Origin of the sequence: Pseudomonas sp. ICMP22404 (genome assembly GCF_006227205.1) — a bacterium.
Lineage (GTDB): Bacteria > Pseudomonadota > Gammaproteobacteria > Pseudomonadales > Pseudomonadaceae > Aquipseudomonas.
Genome location: NZ_VCNG01000013.1, coordinates 21,005 through 38,999, shown reverse-complemented (window position 1 = coordinate 38,999; position 17,995 = coordinate 21,005). Strand labels below are relative to the sequence as shown.

Here is a 17,995-nt window from a genome sequence, read left to right as displayed (position 1 = left end):
CGCCCCGCTTCAACATTCAAGGATTGAACATGACCGTTGCCATTAAGAAGCAGCTCGATGAAAGCCTGCGCGACGCGCTGCTGGCGCTTTACCTGAACAAGGTCGCGCCTGACCGGGACAGGATGAAACCCTACAAGATCAAGACCGCCCGGGACCTCTACGAATATTGGCTGCTCGACGTACTGGTCAGCCAGGACGTGCCTACCACGCCCGTGGCCTGCGCCATTGCCAGCCTGCAGCAGTACATCAACCGCATCCTGATGCACCTGGAGCCCGGCTACGACCCCACCAGTATCACCGCCGAGCTTCGGCAAACGTGGCGCGACGAGATGCATCAATACCCCACCTGGGCGGCTCATCAAAAACTGCTCCACTTTCCTGCGACGTATCTCGATCCGGCCCTGCGAACCCAAAAAAGCGACAACTTCCGGCAACTGGAAAACACCCTCAGCCAGAACCAGATCCAACCCGATGCCGTTCAATCGGCGATCATGGCTTACCTGGCGCGCTTCGAAGAAGTCGCCAACCTGAATATCCTCAATGGCTACATCGACGGCGAAGACTTCGCCAACAGCACCTACTATTTCATTGCCAAGTCCCGAACCGAAAACAGTTACTTCTGGCGTTCGCTGGACATGGCCCAGCGCCCGCTCGATGGCGCGCCGCCACAACCGCCGGCCACCGCGCCCAAACTGGACCAGCCAGATCCATACGCCTGGTCGGACTGGGAAAAAGCCGACGTGCCCATCCCCGAGCATGCGGCCGAACACTCGGTGCGACCGGTCTGGTTCAACAATCGCCTGTTCGTGATCTGGGCCGAATGCATCCATCAGGATCCCTCGACCTCAAGCAGTGCCCCTTCGCAGGACAACACAACGCTACCGGGCAAGCATCACCCGCTGTTGCGCCTGAGCTATTGCTTCAGGAAACAGGATGGCAGCTGGAGTACACCGCGGGTTGCCCTGCAAGGCTATTGCGAGGACAAAACGCTGGGCAGCAAGAACCTCGTGGTGATCAATACATTGATCAGAACAGTAGCCGTGCATCTGCGCCAGGGTTCGCGCGACTCACTGTTCCTAGCCTTATATGGTTATCAATCCCAGGCAGCGTCGGGCAGCGCCACCGGTAACCGCCCCGCCTTCAGCAAGACGATGTGTATCGACAAGCACCTCAGCCTTGAACCGGGTCGCTCAACGGACTCTGCTGCCGAGAAGGAACTGCTGAGTGCCGCCGTCCAGCGCATCCAAGCCACAAGCTCCGTAGACCTCGAACTGGCAGAAGCTTCCCTGCCCGGCAACATGGCCCCCACCCTGTCGGATTTCGAAAGCGCCTACCGTGATCGCATCAATCTCCGCTACACCAGGCACGACTCCACGCTCACCTTGCACCTGGAGGCAAACATTGGCATTACCAGCGCAGGGGACATGAGATACCTGCCGCGCAACATCATGCGCTTGCGGATTGAGACCGCCTTCAGTCGTGAACCTCACCTCCAGATGGATCTGGTGTTTCCTGCCCAAAGCCTGCCGCAGACTCCTTACATGAGGCTGCATAAGGGGTCGAGTTTTAAGCTCTCCAAATCCCCGGCCTCCCTCGACCGAAGCTTCACGTTGTCCTTCACACACACGACTGACGCACTGAGAAACAATGAGCGTGTGCCCAATATCACGCTATCCAGCCAGACCAGCCTTGAAGGAAAATTCATTTCCACGCAGGCCGTCAGACACCTGATCAAGGCCAGCCGGCTCGGCAATAGAAGCGCCGCCGCCACCGAATCGGAAACCATTACCCTGAAGGCAGAGCACGCCGATCCTTTTGACGTGGAACACGTCATCGTTCTCTGCGATGAACCGTTGGATAAGCAGTATGTCGTCTTCCGGCCACCATCTGCCTCATTAGACCGGCCGCTGACCTACGAAGACCTGACCGTCGTGGCCGAGTCCATTCCCGCCGAGCATCTGGCGCCGTCCTTTGATTTCCAATGGCCCGACACCGACCCCGGCGACGACGACACCCTCCTTATTCTCGGGGTGGCGTTCGTCCACCCCTTCGAGCCGACAAGAAAGCTCTACTCCGTCCTCAGGGCCATTACGCTGAAATATCTGGTGAAAAACCAGCAACCGCCAGAGATTACCCAGGTCACGACACCCGGGTTGGGAACCACCCAATTCATCGACTTCTCCCTGTCCGCGATCAAAAACAGCGACGCCTCCAACGCACTACGCTCGCCAATCAGATTGAACACCGTATTCGCCGCCGAGCTGATCCGTCGCACCGAGAACAGCCTGGATGAACTGTTCGACTGGACGACCCAGCACCTGCCGGAACCCTCGATCCCCGGCGACTCGGCCAACGCGATGGATTTTCACGGTGCCTATGGCCGTTACTTCACCGAACTGTTCCTCCATGTGCCATGGCTGGTCGCCCATCGCTTGAATGTCGAACATCAGTACGAGGAAGCCGAGCGCTGGCTGCGCTACACCTTCGATCCGGGTCGCAACAACGACGAATGCTGGAGGAGCGTGCCGCTGATCGATAACAGCATGCCGTCATACGCCAATCAGGCACCCCATGATCCGCACCAGATTGCCCTCAGTCATCCCGTGCACTTCTGCAAGGCGCTGTACTTCCTGTACCTGGACATCCTCATCAACCGAGGCGATGCCGCGTACCGCGCAATGACGCCTGACGGTCTCAGCGAAGCCAAGCTCTGGTACGTGCGGGTGCTCGACCTGCTGGGCCCACGCCCGGTCGTTCGACTGGCCGCCCCCTGGACGGCCGTCAGCCTGCAGACGTTGGTCGACACCCCCGATGACGGCCTGCGCACCTTTGAATACTCGGTGACCCGCTTGACCGACGACCGCGCACTGGTCCTTCACGAAAGCAGCTCGCGCTCGACCCTGCCGGCTATCGATAGCCCGTACCTGCATCTGCCATTCAATCCGCAGTTGCTCAAGTGCTGGGATACGGCCGAAAGCCGCCTGCATAACCTGCGACATAACCTCGACATCGCCGGCAAGCCGCTGCATCTGCCGGTCATCGCGGCGCCGCTGGACCCTCGCGCCCTCCTCGGCACCAATGCCCTGGGACTTTCGGACAGCTCGTCGACAAGCCTGCCGAGCGTCGCCATTCCCCACTATCGCTTCACCGTCATGCACAACCACGCCCAGTACGCCGTGGAAAGCCTCAGCCAGTTCGGCACCCTGCTGCTGTCGCTGATCGAGCGCAAGGAACAGACCCAGTTGCAGGAGTTGCAACAACGGCAAGCCTGGGACCTGGCAAAAATCTCTCTGGACTTGCAACGCCAGGCCTTGAACATCGACCGTCAAAACCGCCAGGCGCTGCTGGCCAGCCAGGCCATTGTTCAAAACCGCAGTACCCATTACAAAAAACTGCTGGACGATGACCTGAGTGACACCGAAACAAAGGCCAGTTACTTCTACGTGGCCAGCGGTACCTTGGAAGCCGGTGCAATGGCCTGCCAAATCGCGGCGGCGGGGCTGATGATGGCGCCGAACATGGCTGGACTCTGCATTGGCGGCAGCCGTTGGGAAGGCCCGGCGCTCGCAGCCTCTGCCGCCGCCCATAGCGCCGCGATTATCAGTCGTACGGTAGCGGCCCAACTCGACCGTCAGGCCATATTCGATCGCCGTCGGGATGAATGGCATCACGCCTACGATCAATCACAACTCGAACTGGCCCAGATCGACGCACAACTGGCGCATTTCACCGAGCAGGAAACCGCCACCCGCCTGCAATTGCGCCTGGCGGAAGCGACCCTGGGCCAGGCCAAGGCCAACTACGACTTCCTCGTCAAGCGCTTCACCAAAGCGCAACTGTACCAATGGCTGAATAGTCAATTGGCTATGCTCTATCGCCAGGCCTACGACGCGACACTGAGCCTGTGCCTGGCCGCCGAAGCCTGTTGGCAGTATGAGACCGCCGACTTCAACAGCCGCTTCATTCAACCGGGGGCATGGCATACGACCTATCGAGGGCTCGGCGCGGGCGAGTTGCTGAAGCTGAACCTGCTGAACATGCACGCCGGGTACCTGCAACGTCACGAGAGGGAGCTGGAGATCCACAAAACGATATCGCTGCGACAGTTGAAGGGTAAAACCACCACCAGCCTCAATAAAGAATGGTCGCAGATGCATACCGAGCTGAAGAAAGGAGGATGTGAGTTCGAGCTGACCCATCAGTTATTCGAAGACGATTACAAGGGCCAGCAACACTACCTGCGGCGCATCAAGACCATCAGCGTGACCTTGCCGGCCGTGGTCGGTCCTTATGAAAACATTCGGGCCACGCTGACCCAGACCGCCAGCACGGTGTTCCTGTCGCCAGGTGATCGAGGCAAGGCCATGGAAAGCCGCCGCGCCAACCAGCAGATAGCCCTTTCGACAGGGATCGACGACAACGGTCTGTTTACCCTGAGCTTCAACGATGAACGCTACCTGCCCTTCGAATACACCGGCGCCATTTCCAAATGGCAGCTGACCTTCCCGAACCCCGAGGCGCAAAAAGACCTGCTTGAATCGCTGACCGACATCATCGTGCACGTGAGCTATACGGCCCGGGTCGGCGGAGGTGTGCAATGAATGAACAATCCCCATTGCCGGTCACCGCACCCTCACTGCCCAAGGGCGGTGGTGCCATTCAAAGCATCGGCAAAGGATGGAACCCCGTCGGCGCCCACGGTACGGCCTCCTATGAAATTGCCTTGCCCATTTCACCGGGGCGCGGCTTTGCGCCCCCCTTGTCCCTGAACTATGCCAGCTCGCTCGGCAACGGTGTGTTCGGCATCGGCTGGGGGCTGTCATTACCCAGCGTGGCGCGACGTACCAGCAAAGGTGTACCGGCCTATACCGAAGATGACGAAATCGTCGGCCCCACCGGAGTGATATGGCTACCCGAGCGTGATTCGCAAGACGTCACCGTCTCGACACGCGTCGACCATTACAACGATCTGGACCTGGGCACGGCCTACACCGTCACCCGACACTTTCCCAGAACCGAAAGCCGCTTCGAGCGCATTGAACATTGGTCCTCGCAAGGTGATGAAGCAGGCTTCTGGCTGGTGCACGGTGCCGACGGCAGCCTTCACCTGTTTGGAAAAGACCCGGCATCGCGTCGGGCCGATCCCCAGGATACGAGCCGTGTCGGCGAATGGCTGCTGGAGGAGAGCCTGAACGCCCACGGCGAACACATCCTTTACCGATATAAATCAGACACCACCGCACAGCGCTATTTGAGCCAGGTCAGCTATGGCAACTTCAAGGCCGACGCGCATCTCTACTCATGGACAGCGGATCGGCTCGCGGCTGTGCAATGGCACTTCGAACTGGTGTTCGACTACGGCGAGCGGACGACTGCCTACACCGAAAAACCGCTGTATGAAGGCCGGCAGTGGCACGTCCGTAGCGATCCATTTTCCAACTTCGCCTACGGTTTTGAATTACGCACCGAACGACTGTGCCGCCAGGTCCTGATGTTTCACCGTTTCCTCGACGAACTGGGTGCGGGCCCCGTCCTGGTGCGGCGCCTGCTGCTTGATTATCGTCAAACGCCGTTGGGCTACCAGCATTTGAGCGCCGCCCACGACCAGGCGTTCGGCGAAGGTGAAGCGGTCGAACGCCGCCCTCCCGTCGAGTTCAGCTACAGCACTTTCAAGCTCACGCCTGAGCCCCTCGCCTGGCGGCGTTTCCCGGACATGCCGGGTCTCAACGACGGCCACACCTATCAACTCGTGGATTTGTACGGCGAAGGCCTGCCGGGCGTGCTCCATCGAAACGAAAAAGGCTGGCATTACCGCGAACCCGTGCGCGCCAGGGCCAAAGGCAATGAAGTGGCCTACGCGCCGTGGCGAACGCTCCCCAACATCCCGGTAGCCGACACGGCAACACCGGTGCACCAGGCATTGAGCGATCTCACGGGGGACGGTCGTCTGGACTGGCTCGTCGCCCGGCCGCAAGTGAGCGGTTTCTTCTCCCTCGATGCCGATCGAAGTTGGTCGGACTTCGCCACGTTCGATGCATTTGCCCCAGAGTTTTTCAGTCCTCAAGGACAGTTGGCCGATCTGATGGGCGACGGGCTCGGCGATCTGGCATTGATCGGCCCGCGCAGCGTTCGCCTGTACGCCAATCAACGAACGTACGGTTTTTCGCCGCCATTCGAGGTCCCCCGAGAGGAGCATGAAGACGCCCTGCCCGTATTTACCGGCTCTCCCGGCGAGCTGGTGGCTTTCAGCGATGTACTGGGCAGTGGCCAGCAGCATCTGGTGCGCATTCGTCATGACGAAGTGAAGTGCTGGCCAAACCTCGGCCGCGGGCATTTCGGCCAGGGCAGGACGCTGGACTTCCCCGGGCTTGCCTACGAAAGCTTCGACGCCTCGCGTATTCGCCTGGCGGACCTGGATGGTTCCGGCGCCGTCGACCTGATCTACCTGCAAGCGGATCAGGCACTGATCTTCATGAACCGCTGCGGCCAGGGCTTCGCTCCCGCCGTTGCGCTGCCCTGGCCGGAAGAGCTGCGCTACGATCCGTTGTGCCAAGTGAGCGTCGCTGACCTGCACGGGCTCGGCTGTTCCAGCCTGATCCTGAGTTCACCGTACATGAGGTCGCAACATTGGCACTATGACTTCGTCAGCGCTAAACCCTATCTGCTCACCGGCACCAACAACAACATGGGGGCCGACCATCGCATCGACTACCGCAGCTCGGCGCAGGAATGGCTGGATGAAAAACTGGAAAGAGCAGCAGCCGGCAAGCCCCTCACCTGTCGCCTGCCCTTGGCCCTGCACCTGGTATGCCGTCAAACCCAACGGGATGAAACGACCGGCAATCAACTGACCCAGGAGCTTTCCTATCGCCTGGGTTATTACGACGGCATCGAGCGCGAATTTCGGGGTTTCGGTCTGCTGTTGCAAACCGACACTGAAACAAGCCCAGGCGATACCGACGCAAAGAGTTTCACGGCAACCTGCCTGAAGAAAAACTGGTTTCACACCGGGCGAAAAACGGATCCGCCACGCAACGGCTATAGCCGCGCAGACAAAGAAGCCGTGGCGCTGGGCAAGACACTGCTTTGCCAATACCTGCCTGAGTCGCAAAGCGACCGGATCATCGCCTTGCCAGACGCAGCGACCGATCTGGAAATGGCCCGCGCCTTGTCGGGTCGCTTGCTGCGAAGCGAGGTCTTCGGCGTCGATAGACACCTGAAAACCACTTGTTTGTACTCGGTCCAGGAAAACCGCTATGGGCTCCGTCTACTGCAGGCACCCGACAGCGCTCGGCACCATGCCCGAATGCTGCCGCTGCTGCTGGAGACCATCACCTACCAGTACGAAGGCATTACCGATGACCCGCAATGCCAGCACACCTTGAACCTGCAACACGATCTGTGCGGTGCGCTGACCCACAGCGTGGACATCCATTACGCCCGCCGAAAAAACGCCAGCGATACACCGCCGTTCAGCGACGCCGACCAGCAGCAGTGGTGGCGCGACGCTCATGATCCGGCGCAGCAGCTCTACCACCTAAGCGAAACCCACGCGGAGTTCATCCATCTGCAAGCCCCTCAGCAATGGCGATTGGGCCTGCCTTATCGCCAGCGCACCCAGGCATGGCAATGCCCCAAGGCCCCTGAAGACGGGGGGCTGGCGCCACAGGACCTGTCTTTTGAAACACTCAACGAACGGGTAAAGCAGACCGCCTGGAAAACCCAAGCCGTGCTGACCGGCCTCTCCGTGCAGCGCTACAAAGACGCGTCGAGCGGGGCAACCCTGCCCGATGGCGTCGCGGATCTGCAGGCCCTGGCCGATCATCTGGAACGCGCCGAGCTGGATGAAACAGCGTTGGACGTCTTTCGGTTACTGCCAGAGGACAACCGCCCCAAAGAAAAAGAGCTGGAACAAATGGGGTATCACCCAATGACCGATTTTCTTCCCGCGCCGCAACCAGCGAGAAAGCGCTGGTCAGTCAAGAGCGGCTTCGCGACCTACGCTCCGCTGGAAGGCTTCTACAAAGTCAACGCCGTACAGCCGAGCCAAAGCCACGGAGTCTCCGAAATCGGCTACGACAAGTACGCCTGTTTCGTCACCGCCTTCAAACTTCCCGATGGCTGTACCACCCAGGCCACTTACGACTATCGCTCGCTCCAACCCCTGCGCATCGTCGATCCCAACGGTAACGTACAGGAAGGCCTGTTCGATGCTTTCGGCCAGGTACTGGCCACGTCCTTTTATGGTGACGAACACAACACCCGCGTGGGCTTCAAACCGCTCGCGCAGTTCAAACAGCCTTCGTTCAAGCGTCTGGCAGAAGTGGTCAGCCAGGCAAAGAACGCTGTGCAGGATGCCGCGACGGCCCTCTATTACGCGCCCTTCAGCTGGATGGGTAACGTATCGAAGGCAGCATTGGCAGACACCGACTGGCTGACCCGTTGCGTGGCCAAGGGTGACCTGCTTCCCAGCGGACATATCTGCGCCTCGGCCCGAACCAGGCTGCCGGCTCTCCAAGCATTGTCGGCCGATGAGCTGAAGCTGAAAGACGAACTCGAGGCTTCGACACGTGAACCTGTGCAGGTCGCGACCCTGGCCGCCGATCGTTATCCCGACGATGAGCAGCAACAAATCCGCGTCGCGATCACCAGTTTCGATGGCTTTGGTCGAGCGCTGCAAAGCAAGCATCGCGTCGAGTCAGGCATGGCCTATGTTGTCGACGCCAAAGGTAACCTGGCACTGACGGATGGAAGACCAAAAGAGCAGATCGCCACGGTCCGCTGGCGTGTCAGCGAGCGAGTGGAATACAACAGCAAGGGACTGGCAATCCGCATCTATCGTCCCTATTTTGCCGATCGGCACTGCCACATCAACGATGTGTCCCTGCGCCAGTCCGGGCATTTCGACCAGCAGTTCTACGACCCTCTCGGACGCCCCGTCCACAGGCTTCTCGCCAGGCAAAATGGCCTCTGCTACATGCGCCGTCACACGCGCCATCCCTGGTACACCGTGGACGAAGACGAGAACGACACGCTGCAGGAGGTCATGTCGACCACCGGGAGTGAAGCATGAGCGCCCGTCTTCACCACAGGACACCCACGATCAACGTCATCGACAACCGTGGCCTGCCCGTGCGACAGGTGGCTTATTACCGACGCAACGCGGACGAGCAAAGCCAGGCGCGCATTACCCGATACCGCAACGACGAGGCCGGACGACGGGTGGAGCAATGGGACGCCCGGCTGTTCATCAGCGCCCCCGCGCCCAACCTGCGAACCGTCCACAGCCTGTCCGGCAAGACCCTACTGGTGGACAGCGTCGACGCCGGGTGGCGCTTGAGCCTGCCGGGCGATGCCGGGCAGTTACTGCACAGTTGGGATCAACGGGGAAATCATCGGCGGACGACCTTCGACAGCCAATTGCGGCCGACCGTCCTGCGCGAGCAAACGCCAGGACAGAATCCGCGCAGGGTCGAATGCCTGCGCTACGGGGACAGTTCGCCGACGTCTGCCGCGCACAACCTGTGCGGTGCCGTGGTTCGTCACGATGACAGCGCGGGCACCCTGCTGACCCATGGCTATGCGCTCTGCGCCACACCTCTGCGCCAGACAAGGCATATGCGGGCCGACGCTGGACCAGCCGACTGGCCAACGGAGGAAAAGGACCGTGACCTGCTGCTGGAAAAAGGCGACGGCCATACCACGAGCTGGCGCTACGACGCACTCGCGCAGATCATCCAGCAGTCCGATGCTGCCCGGCACCAACGGCGGTACGCGTTCGACCTCGCAGGCCAACTCCGCTCCGTGAGCCTGAAGACCAGAGACGCCGCCATCGAACAAACCATCGTCAGCCACCTCACCTACAACGCGTTCGGCCAGCTCGAAACCCAGACAGCCGGCAACGGCGTCATGAGTCACGCCGTATTCGACCCTGCCAATGGGCGCCTGACCGCCCTTCGCGTGTCGCTGTCCGCCAGGATCTTGCAGGATCTGCGCTACACCTACGACCCGGTGGGTAACGTGACGCATATCGAGGACAAGGCCCAACCGGCGCGGTTCGGCAGTAACCAGCGGGTCGAAGCCATCAGCGCATTCACCTACGACAGCCTTTATCAATTGACCAGTGCGACCGGGCGTGAAACTGCCGGCCTGGCGCCTACGACCCTCGATCTACCGATCGACGCCAATCAGTTGTTCAACTACACCGAGCACTACGAATACGATGCCGGCGGCAACCTGACCGAACTGCGCCATGTTAGCGAACGCAACAACTACACCCGGACATTGAACGTCAGCGCCACGAGCAATCGCCTTCTGTCGTGGAACACGGGCCACTCGGCGGCCGATGTCAGGGTGGACGTCGATGCCCATGGCAACCAGCAGGCGCTGTCACCGGGTCAGGCACTGGCCTGGAACACCCGTAACCAACTCGACAGCGTGGTGCTGGTCCAGCGCGATAACGCGCCCAATGACGTTGAACGCTATCACTACGACTACACCGGCCAACGGGTGCGCAAGGTCCGGACAACCCACACCGCGGCAGTCACCCACACCCGTGAAGTCCGTTATCTGCCAGGGCTGGAAATCCACAGCCGCCATAACGAACGCCTGGAAGTCATCACCCTGCAAGCCGGTCGCTTCAACGTGCGCTATCTGCACTGGACCGAAGGTCGACCGTCCGGTATCGCCGCCAACCAGATGCGCTACAACCTTGGCGACCACCTGGGCTCCAGTTCACTGGAACTCGACGACCAGGGCCACCTGATCAGCCAGGAAAGCTACCTGCCCTATGGTGGTACCGCTTGGCTGGCGTCCCGTTCGGCCGTGGAAGCCGACTACCGGACCATTCGCTACTCCGGAAAGGAGCGCGATGCCAGCGGGCTGTACTACTACGGGCAACGGTACTACGCGCCGTGGTTGCAACGCTGGATCAGCCCCGACCCGGCGGGGGCGGTGGATGGGTTGAACCTGTATTGCATGGTGGGGAACAATCCGCTCAGGTTTGTCGATCATCAGGGATGGCTGAAGGATGACGTGGTCGAATCGGTGAAGCGCGATGGTCATGCCCGTTCCGTGACGATGATGCAGGATCCACTGGCAAGGAGAGCTGCCAGGGCTGACCGAGATGACTCCGCTCCCGGACTCGCCCTCCGCCCCACCCCCAGCTTCAGCAAGACAAAGCGCAAGGACTTGGTTGTCCACTCATTTGGCGTGGTCAAGGATCGCACGGAAGGTAAGCACAGGAGCCTCTATGAGTCCTACAATCTGCCCGGCCCCAAATCTGGTCCGACGGGATACCGTGGCGTAGACAGCAGCTACGATGGCAGCGCGAAAAGCGAGCACTTCTACCTGAATTTCGGCAGCTACAAGATCGGGAATACCAGCGAATACCTGGCAGACCTGGCCGAACGATACAGCGCGACGAAAAACGACCCGGTTCATAAACTCGAACTGGATCCTGAGATGCTCAAGCGCGAGCCAACGCTGAGTCGAACCATCGACACCATTTCCGACCTCCAGCAACACACCCAGCATCTCATTGCGACGCATATCGAGGAATCCAACGCAATCATTCCTGTGCGCACCGGGGGACCGGGAGCTCATGGCGAAGTCCGGGTGTTGAACACCGTCGTCGCGCTCTACCCGGGCCAAGCTGAAAGAGTGCTTTCGGATACGTACCTGTTTACCGAAAAATTGACCGGCGTGACCGAACCGGAAGCTTTCATTGCCTGTTTCAACTGCAGCGGCATTATCCCGGAAAGCGTCAATATCGAGACAGGGCGCCACCCCAGGAATTATGAGGCGTACAACGCTCATATCCTCGCGCTCACTCGACCTTAGCGCGTGGGCTATTCAACACTCAGACACAGATCGCATCGGTAAACACCAACCGATTCCCAAACGGATCGACCACCGCCATGTCCTGGCTGCCCCAGGGCATGGCCTGGATCTGTGGACGCGCAAAGGCGTATGGCTTGGCGACCAGCTGTGCCTGAAACATTTCCAGCTCATCCGTCTCGACTCGCAGCGCCGAGCCCGGCGTGCAATCGCCATGGTGCTCGGACAAATGCAACACGCAGTCGCCGCGGGAAACTTGCAGGTAAAGTGGAAAGTCGTCGCCAAAGCGGTGTTGCCAGTCGACGGTAAAGCCCAGGAAGTCGACGTAGAACGCCAACGCCTTGGCTTCATCGAAGATCCGCAGGACGGGGGTAGTTTTACCGAAGCTCATGGGTTGCTCCCTGGCTGAAGGACCCGTTTAGACAGGTTGAACCCACTGCTTCGGCCTTGGCGCCGGCTTCTTTAATGTCGCAGTGCCACCACCCACCGACACTGCTGTCACGTGAAGAACAGAAGTGAACCTGTGGCCAGGGAATTCATGAGCCCGTCTGTCCCTCTCTCGCCAGGAACCGCCCCTCCCTGCGTCCGTTCGCCTGCCCATCGCTGTAGCTCAGAACGCCGTTGATCCACACCCCATCAATGCCTTCGGCAGCACGTTGCGGCTCTATGAAGTCTGCGACATCGCGAATGGTGTGCGGGTTGAACAGCACCAGGTCCGCCCAATGCCCTTCACGAATTTCACCGCGCTCTTTCAAGCCGAAGCGTGCCGCGGAGAGACCGGTCATTTTGTGCACGGCGGTGTGCAACGGAAAAAGTCCGATGTCACGACTGAAATGTCCCAGTACCCGTGGGAAAGCGCCCCACAAACGTGGATGGGGAAACGGGTCTTCGGGCAAACCGTCGGAACCGATCATGGACAGCGGATGCGCGAGGATTCGCCTGACATCAGCTTCGTCCATGCCGTAGTACACCGCACCAGCCGGTTGCAAGCGGCGCGCCGCCTCCAACAACGACACCCCCCATTCGCTGGCAATGTCGACAAGGTCGCGACCGCCCATCGCTGGGTAAGGCGTCGACCAGGTGATGGTGATGGGATGGGCATCGGTCACCTGCTTGAGATCCAGTGTCGAAGAGCTTGCCGCATAGGGGTAGCAGTCACAGCCGACCGGGTGGTTCCTTGCGGCGCTCTCCAGCGCGGCAAGCACCTGCGGACTACGCCCCCAGTTCCCGACGCCGGCACATTTTAGGTGGGAAATAATCACCGGGCTCTGTGCATGGCGCCCGATCTGGAAGGCCTCGGCCATGGCCTCGAGCACCGGTTCGAACTCGCTGCGCAGGTGAGTGGTGTAGACCGCGCCGTATGCATTCAGCTCTTCAGTCAGTTGCATGACTTCCTCGGTAGACGCTGAAAACGCGTTGGCGTAGGCCAGGCCGGTGGACAAGCCCAACGCACCGTCTTCCAGGCTTTCGCGAAGTTGCTGACGCATGGCGGCGATTTCTCCCACGCTGGCCGTGCGCAACAAATCGTCCATGTGGTTACTGCGCAATGCCGTGTGGCCCACCAGGGCGGCGACGTTGATCGCCGGAGCGGCGGCTTCTACCGCGCCACGATAATCGCTGAAGCGCGGGTAAACGAATGCCTGGGCGGTGCCCAGCAAGTTCATCGGGTCCGGCGGATCGCCCCGCAGACGCACCGGTGAAGCACTGATGCCGCAGTTGCCGACGATCACCGTGGTCACGCCCTGGCTGAGCTTGGGCAACATCTGCGGTTGGCGGATGACCATGGTGTCGTCGTGGGTGTGCACGTCGATGAACCCTGGGGCCAGCACACGGCCAGCGGCGTCGACTTCCGCGGTGGCCCGGGCAGCGCCCAGGTCGCCGATGCGCTCGATGCGCCCGGCACGAATCGCCACATCGGCGGTATAGCCGGGTGTGTCACGGCCATCGATGACCTGCGCATTACGGATAAGGGTGTCGTACAGCATGTCAGTCTCCCAGCGGCAGGTCATCGTCGCCGCCACGGTAATCATCCAGGGCGAGTTTGACTCGTCGCAGGCGTTCTTGATTGTCTTCGGGGTTGGCCAACGCAAGCTCAGTGGCGAGCACATCGATAGCCAGCAGCATGCCGTAGCGCGCCGCCGTGGGCTTGTAGATGAACGAGGTTTCGGCGCCTTGCAGGGGCAGCACGACATCGGCCAGCCGGGCCAGTGGGGAGCCGGCCCGGGTGATCGCCAGGATCGCCGCGCCGTAACTCCGAGCCAATTCAACGGCACCGAGCAGTTCCGGAGTGATGCCGGTGAGTGAGCAAGCAATGACCACATGCGCCTCGCTCAACGAGGTGGCGGTGATGCGCATCATCACCGGGTCGCGGCACACGGCAATCGGATAGCCGAAACGCACCAGCCGCACCTGCAACTCTTCGCTGCACAACGCCGACCAGCCACCGAGCCCGAACGCATGGATCATCCGCGCCTTGCCGAGCATCCGCACGGCATCGGCAAACTGCGTCTCCTCGAATGCCGACAGATGCTGACGCAATGTGGATTCGATATCGCCGACAATCTGCCCATAAAACGCCGATTGCTCGGGCGCGCCCGCAGGGTCGAGAAAACGGCTGCCGACTCCGCTGGCCTGGGCCAGTTGCAGCCTCAGGTCCCGCAGGTCGCGACAACCAACGGTGCGGGCGAACCGCGACAGCGTGGCGCTGCTGACTTCGGCGCGCCGAGCCAGGTCGTCCAGGCTGGCGGAGGCGGCAAATCCTACGTCGTCGAGCATCAGCCTGGCGATTCGTCCTTCGCCGGCGCTGAAGGAATCCTGACGGACGCGGATCTGGTAGAGGATGTCCATGACGGCTCCTGTGTGATTGCGTTGTGCTCAGAGCAAACGCGCGAGCCCAAGGGTCAGGCCGAAGGCGACCAAGGAGATCAGCGTTTCCAGCACGGTCCAGGTCTTGAAGGTTTGGGCAACGGTCATGTTGAAATATTCCTTGATCAGCCAGAAACCGCCGTCGTTGACGTGGGAAAAGATAACCGACCCGGCCCCGGTTGCCAGCACCAGCAACTCGGGATGGGGATAGCCCAGGCCGATCGCCACAGGCGCGACGATGCCCGAGGCAGTCGTCATCGCCACCGTGGCTGAACCGGTGGCGACCCGCATCAACGCGGCGAACAGCCAGCCCATGACCAGTGGCGACAACTGGAATTCCTGGGCCAGCCCGACGATCTGTTGCGTGACTCCGGCGTCCACCAGGATGCGGTTCAAGCCACCACCGGCGCCCACCAGCAAGGTGATGCTGGCAGTGGGTGCCAGGCACTCATTGGTAAACTTGAGGATCGACTCCCGGTTAAAGCCCTGAGCCAGGCCGAGGGTCCAGAAGCTGAGGACAGTCGCCAGCAACAGCGCAATCACCGAGTTGCCGATGAACAGCAGGAACTGGTTGAAACCGCTGCCCGGCGTAGAGATCAGGTTGGCCCAGCCACCGATCAGCATCAGGATCACCGGCAACAGGATGGTCCCCAGGGTGATGCCGAAACCCGGCAGCCTGGCGCGAGGTTCGCGGTCGAGAAACTGTCGCTCCAACGGGTTCTCTGCAGGCAACTGGATGCGCGGCACGATGAATTTCGCATACAGCGGGCCCGCGATGATGGCGGTGGGGATGCCGATCAGGATCGCGTACAGCAGGGTCTGTCCCACCGAGGCCTGGAACGCCTGCACCGCCAGCATCGCCGCCGGATGCGGCGGCACCAGGGCATGGACCACCGAGAGCCCGGCGACCATCGGCAGCCCCACCATCAGGATCGACACACCCACGCGCCGGGCGACGGTGAACGCGATGGGCACCAGCAGCACAAAACCGACTTCGAAGAACAACGGCAGCCCGACTAGGAAGGCGATGCACACCATCGCCCAATGGGCGTTTCGCTCGCCGAAACGTTCGATCAGGGTCTGCGCCATCCGCTCCGCACCGCCGGACTCGGCCATCATCTTGCCGAGCATCGTACCCAGGGCCACCACCAGCGCGATGTGCCCCAGCGTCTTGCCCACACCGGCCTCATACGCCCCCACCACACCCGACGGCGGCATCCCCGCCAACAGCGCGAGACCGATGGAGACCAGCGTGATCACAATGAACGGGTTGAGCCGGTAGCGGGCGATCAGGACAATCAGCGCAATGATGGCGATGGCCGCGTAGACCAGTAGCCAATAACCGAAAGCAGGTGCCATGCGGTACTCCTTGAACAGGGTCACGTCTATGAGTTGTGAAACTCATAAATCATTTCAAGGAACAATCTTCAAATGCTTTGAAAATAACTTTCGTACCTGGATAAGACCTGTCGCTGACGGACATTGCGAAGCAATCGTCATGAAAATCCATCGCGAAACTTTCATGCCTGTGGGAGCAAAGCTTGCTCGCGACAGCGGCAGACCCGCCAATGCCGTTGCGACTGACTTGTCTGGATCGCGAGCAAGCTTTGCTCCCACAGGTCCACTGTTCCTACGTCCGGCAATTGCGTACCATCCTTCTGCTTTTTGCACCACGTCCCCCGGCAGCCGACTCCCAACCGGCGCCCAGTCAGGTAAACCATGAAACCAGCACGCCTTCGCGCCGACGTCCTCGCCGGCCTCACCACGTCTTTCGCCTTGCTCCCCGAATGTATCGCCTTCGCCCTGGTGGCCCATCTCAACCCACTGATGGGGCTGTACGGCGCTTTCATCATCTGCACCCTGACCGCGCTGTTTGGCGGACGGCCGGGCATGGTGTCAGGCGCAGCGGGGTCGATGGCGGTGGTGATCGTCGCACTGGTAGTGCAACACGGCGTGCAGTACCTGCTGGCCACGGTGTTGCTGGGTGGGCTGATCATGATGGCATTCGGGCTGTTGCGGCTGGGCAAGCTGGTGCGCATGGTGCCGCACCCGGTGATGCTCGGCTTCGTCAACGGCCTGGCGATTGTCATTGCACTGGCCCAACTGGAGCATTTCAAGAACGGTGAGGCCTGGCTCAGTGGCGCACCGTTGTACTGGATGGCGGGCCTGGTGGCGCTGACCATGGCCATTGTCTACCTACTGCCACGCCTGACCCGTAGCGTGCCGCCAGCCCTGGTGGCGATTCTCGGGGTCGGCCTGGCGGTCTACCTGCTCGGCCTGCCCACCCGCACGCTGGGCGACATGGCACACATTGCCGGTGGCCTACCCGACTTTGCCTTGCCGGGCATTCCCTGGAACCTGGAAACCCTGCAGATCGTGCTGCCCTATGCGGTGATCATGGCGATGGTCGGTTTGCTGGAAACCCTGTTGACCCTGAACCTGACCGACGAAATCACCGAAAGCCGCGGTTATCCGGACCGCGAGTGCGTGGCGCTCGGCGCGGCCAATATCGCCTCCGGTCTGTTCGGCGGCATGGGCGGTTGCGCCATGATCGGCCAGACGGTGATCAACCTCAGCTCGGGGGGACGCGGCCGGTTGTCCGGGGCAGTGGCCGGGGTGATGGTGTTGCTGTTCGTCTTGTTCCTGTCGCCACTGATCGAGCGCATCCCGCTTGCTGCCCTGGTGGGCGTGATGTTCGTCGTGGCGCAGCAGACCTTTGCCTGGGCCTCGCTGCGGGTGATCAACAAGGTGCCGGCGAATGACGTGCTGGTCATCATGGCCGTGACCCTCATCACCGTGTTCACCGACCTGGCCGTGGCGGTACTGTGCGGGATCATCGTCGCAGCGCTCAACTTCGCCTGGGTACAAGCCCGGGAACTCTACGCCGATACCCACCTGGAGGCTGACGGTAGCAAACTCTATCGCCTGCACGGCACGCTGTTCTTCGCCTCGACCACGCCGTTCCTCAACCAATTCGACCCGACGAACGATCCAACCCACGTGACCCTGGACTGCCGTCACCTGCGCTTCGTCGATTACTCGGCCATCGCCGCTCTGAAGACCCTGCGTGAACGCTACAGCAAGGCCGGCAAACACCTGCGGGTGTTCCACCTCTCGGAGCGCTGCAAGCAGATGCTCAAGCGTGCCGGCGTGCACCACGACTGATGCAACTGTGGGAGCGGGCTTGCTCGCGAAAGCGGTCTATCAGCCGACTCAAGATTGACCGGCCTGACGCCATCGCGAGCGGGCTCGCTCCCACAGGGGAACCGGGCTGGATCGGGATTTTGCGGTC

The 17,995-nt window shown here is 61.0% G+C and carries 8 protein-coding genes; 4 read left to right on the top strand and 4 right to left on the bottom strand.

Annotation, left to right across the window (positions count from 1 at the left end):
- The first annotated feature begins 29 nt into the window (after positions 1-29).
- The 3 genes from FGE05_RS21450 to FGE05_RS21440 are packed head-to-tail and all read left to right on the top strand — an operon-like array spanning position 30 to position 11,841.
- Positions 30-4,601: a neuraminidase-like domain-containing protein gene (locus FGE05_RS21450; protein ID WP_139648075.1), complete on the top strand. Its 4,572-nt coding sequence runs from the start codon at positions 30-32 to the stop codon at positions 4,599-4,601.
- Positions 4,598-9,073: a SpvB/TcaC N-terminal domain-containing protein gene (locus FGE05_RS21445; RefSeq protein WP_139648073.1), complete on the top strand. Its 4,476-nt coding sequence runs from the start codon at positions 4,598-4,600 to the stop codon at positions 9,071-9,073. Before FGE05_RS21450 ends, FGE05_RS21445 begins: the two co-directional genes overlap by 4 nt.
- Positions 9,070-11,841 (top strand): RHS repeat-associated core domain-containing protein, encoded by a 2,772-nt coding sequence (locus FGE05_RS21440; RefSeq protein ID WP_139648071.1) that lies wholly within the window; start codon positions 9,070-9,072, stop codon positions 11,839-11,841. Before FGE05_RS21445 ends, FGE05_RS21440 begins: the two co-directional genes overlap by 4 nt.
- A gap of 19 nt (positions 11,842-11,860) precedes the next feature.
- Here FGE05_RS21440 and FGE05_RS21435 read toward each other — a convergent pair whose 3' ends face one another.
- The 4 genes from FGE05_RS21435 to FGE05_RS21420 form a co-directional block, all read right to left on the bottom strand.
- The gene (locus tag FGE05_RS21435) at positions 11,861-12,229 is read right to left on the bottom strand and encodes a glyoxalase superfamily protein (RefSeq protein ID WP_139648069.1); all 369 of its coding nucleotides are present in this window, start codon (positions 12,227-12,229) and stop codon (positions 11,861-11,863) included.
- 145 nt (positions 12,230-12,374) lie between these two features.
- Positions 12,375-13,823: an amidohydrolase family protein gene (locus tag FGE05_RS21430; protein WP_139648068.1), complete on the bottom strand. Its 1,449-nt coding sequence runs from the start codon at positions 13,821-13,823 to the stop codon at positions 12,375-12,377.
- A 1-nt stretch (position 13,824) separates the two neighbouring features.
- Positions 13,825-14,685 carry a MurR/RpiR family transcriptional regulator gene (locus FGE05_RS21425; protein ID WP_139648066.1) on the bottom strand — a complete coding sequence of 287 codons (861 nt, stop codon included), beginning with the start codon at positions 14,683-14,685 and terminating at the stop codon, positions 13,825-13,827.
- 27 nt (positions 14,686-14,712) lie between these two features.
- Positions 14,713-16,062, bottom strand: coding sequence for a gluconate:H+ symporter (locus FGE05_RS21420; RefSeq protein WP_047698413.1), 1,350 nt, complete (start codon positions 16,060-16,062; stop codon positions 14,713-14,715).
- 360 nt (positions 16,063-16,422) lie between these two features.
- Here FGE05_RS21420 and FGE05_RS21415 point away from each other — a divergent pair, with 360 nt between their 5' ends.
- Complete coding sequence (locus tag FGE05_RS21415) at positions 16,423-17,868, top strand: SulP family inorganic anion transporter (RefSeq protein ID WP_139648064.1); 1,446 nt, start codon at positions 16,423-16,425, stop codon at positions 17,866-17,868.
- Positions 17,869-17,995 lie beyond the last annotated feature (127 nt).

Bases quoted from the DNA above. Each gene is read 5' to 3' on its own strand.
- FGE05_RS21450 (WP_139648075.1), top strand. From the start codon at position 30: ATGACCGTTGCCATTAAGAAGCAGCTCGATGAAAGCCTGCGCGACGCG.
- FGE05_RS21445 (WP_139648073.1), top strand. From the start codon at position 4,598: ATGAATGAACAATCCCCATTGCCGGTCACCGCACCCTCACTGCCCAAG.
- FGE05_RS21440 (WP_139648071.1), top strand. From the start codon at position 9,070: ATGAGCGCCCGTCTTCACCACAGGACACCCACGATCAACGTCATCGAC.
- FGE05_RS21435 (WP_139648069.1), bottom strand. From the start codon at position 12,229: ATGAGCTTCGGTAAAACTACCCCCGTCCTGCGGATCTTCGATGAAGCC.
- FGE05_RS21430 (WP_139648068.1), bottom strand. From the start codon at position 13,823: ATGCTGTACGACACCCTTATCCGTAATGCGCAGGTCATCGATGGCCGT.
- FGE05_RS21425 (WP_139648066.1), bottom strand. From the start codon at position 14,685: ATGGACATCCTCTACCAGATCCGCGTCCGTCAGGATTCCTTCAGCGCC.
- FGE05_RS21420 (WP_047698413.1), bottom strand. From the start codon at position 16,062: ATGGCACCTGCTTTCGGTTATTGGCTACTGGTCTACGCGGCCATCGCC.
- FGE05_RS21415 (WP_139648064.1), top strand. From the start codon at position 16,423: ATGAAACCAGCACGCCTTCGCGCCGACGTCCTCGCCGGCCTCACCACG.